The organism is Hymenobacter lapidiphilus, assembly GCF_013377885.1.
In the GTDB taxonomy this organism is placed as follows: Bacteria; Bacteroidota; Bacteroidia; order Cytophagales; family Hymenobacteraceae; genus Hymenobacter; species Hymenobacter lapidiphilus.
The window spans coordinates 1-853 of the sequence record NZ_JABKAU010000101.1 but is presented as its reverse complement, the minus strand read 5'-3'; the positions used below and the strand labels follow the sequence as shown (position 1 = coordinate 853).

Annotated in this window: 1 protein-coding gene; it reads left to right on the top strand. The window is 61.3% G+C overall.

All coding sequences use genetic code 11. The features are described from left to right. Positions 1-96: 96 nt before the first annotated feature. Positions 97-853, top strand: a 757-nt coding sequence (locus HW554_RS20255; RefSeq protein ID WP_176910342.1) for an IS982 family transposase, incomplete at its 3' end; no start/stop codon positions are given.

Here is an 853-nt window from a genome sequence, read left to right as displayed (position 1 = left end):
TAACCCAAGTTGCGGAGTAGGCTGGGGCCAAAAAAAGTCTGTTCCGCACGGGAAAGACTAGGTTTGAAGAATTCGACCGCTTCAAGCTCCCTTCCCATGACAGAACAGACCGTGGCAATGTACTGCTTCATCGATGATTTCTTGCGTGCCACCCGCCCCCAGGCCCCGCACAAGCGCCACCTCTCCGACGCCGAACTGCTGACCACGGCCCTGTTGGCGGCCCGCTTCTTCGGCGGCAATCTGGCCGCCGCTCGCCGCTACATGCAGCAGCACTGGGGCATGAAAGCGCTGGACAAGAGCGGCTTTACCCGCCAGTTGCACCGCCTGCACGAGACGCTCAAGCAGCTGTTCTTCAGCGTGGGTCAGCACCTGAAACAGCTCAACACCGAGGCCCGCTACGTCATTGACTCGTTTCCCGTCGCCGTCTGTGACAACGTGCGCATCCGCCGCTCGCAGCTGCTGCAGGGCGAGGCCTACCGGGGCTACTCGGCCAGCAAGCGGCGCTACTTCTACGGCTTCAAAGTCCAGCTGCTCATGACCCACGACGGGCTGCCGGTCGAATTCTACATTCACGCCGGCAGCGAGGCCGACATTACAGGCCTCAAAGCGCTGGACCCGCAATTGCCCGAAGGCAGCGTGGTGTATGCCGATGCCGCCTACACCGACTACGCGTTGGAAGAGGCGTGGTACGAGGCGGAACAGGTAGCGCTGATGGTGGACCGCCGTAAGAACAGCAAGCGGCCCCACGAGCCGTGGCAAAACTTTCTGATTCAGCACTTTCGCAAAGGCGTCGAAACCACCATCAGCCAGATAACGGAGCGCTTCCCCAAGTCCATTCACGCCGTCACGGCCC